This window comes from Nonomuraea lactucae (assembly GCF_003313395.1).
Lineage (GTDB): Bacteria > Actinomycetota > Actinomycetes > Streptosporangiales > Streptosporangiaceae > Nonomuraea > Nonomuraea lactucae.
The window spans coordinates 1-1,049 of record NZ_QNFZ01000423.1 but is presented as its reverse complement, the minus strand read 5'-3'; the positions used below and the strand labels follow the sequence as shown (position 1 = coordinate 1,049).

Sequence of the window (1,049 nt, the reverse complement as noted above, 5' to 3'; positions counted from 1 at the left end):
GGAGGGAGCGCGGCGTCCAGCACCGCCCAGCGGGCGCCCGACGCCAGCACGCCCAGCAGCAACCCGGGCAGCTCGCTGCGGCGCGTCGCCAGAACCGCCACCGTGACCCCAGCCCGGCCCGCACCCGCAGCGGTGTCCCCCGTGCTGCCCGCAGTGGCGTCCCCCGTGCTGCCCGCAGTGCTGCCCGCCGTGCTGCCCGCAGTGGCGTCGACCGTGCTGCCCTCGGTGGTCAGCACACTCGTGACCGAGGCGCTGGTGGCGGCGGCGAGGGCTGACAGCCCGGCGAAGGTGAGGTCGCCGCCTTCGCCCGTGACGGCGATCCGGTCGGGGTGATCGGCCGCGCGCTTCAGGAAGCTCTCGACCAGCCCCGTCCCGCTCCAGCCGGGCAGCGCGGCGCTCCCGTCGGGCAGGCTCGACGCCGCCGTGGGGCGAAGGGACGCCTGGCGCACCGGCCCGGCAGGGTCGGTGACGAGGTCGTCCAGGAGCCGCAGATAGCCCGACAGCAGCGCCTCGATCCGGTCGTGGCGGTACAGGCGAGGGTTGTAGACGGCCTGCAGCACGTACCGGCCGTCCCGCTCGGCGACGTACAGGGTCAGGTCGAACAGCGCCCCGGGCAGCCCCGGCGGCAGCGGCACGGCGGTCAGGCCGGGCAGGTCGAGGCGCGGCTCGGCGAAGTCGTACATGTTGAACAGGACCTGAACCAGCGGGTTGCGCGACAGGTCCCGGCCGGGCCCCAGCCGGTCGACGAGCCGTTCGAGCCGCACGTCGAGGTGCGCGAGCGCGCCGGACAGGGTCTCCTGGCAGCGGGTGACGTGCGTGTCGAACCCGGCGTCGTCCTCGACGCGCAGCCGTACCGGCAGGACGTGCACCAGGCAGCCGATCAGCGGGTCGAGCGCCGGGTGGCGGCGGTCGGCGACGGGCGTGCCGACGACGAGGTCGCGCCGTCCGGTCAGCCGCCGCAGGACCTGCGCGAACGCGGCGAGCATCACCGAGTACGGGGTGCCGCCCAGGCGCGCCGCCAGCCGCCGGACGCCCGCGCTGAGTTCGGC

1 protein-coding gene is annotated in these 1,049 nt (G+C 75.9%); it reads right to left on the bottom strand.

From position 1 onward, the window contains the following. Positions 1-1,049 (bottom strand): condensation domain-containing protein (locus DQW85_RS22345; protein WP_240197352.1); only part of this gene is annotated, 1,049 nt, incomplete at both ends.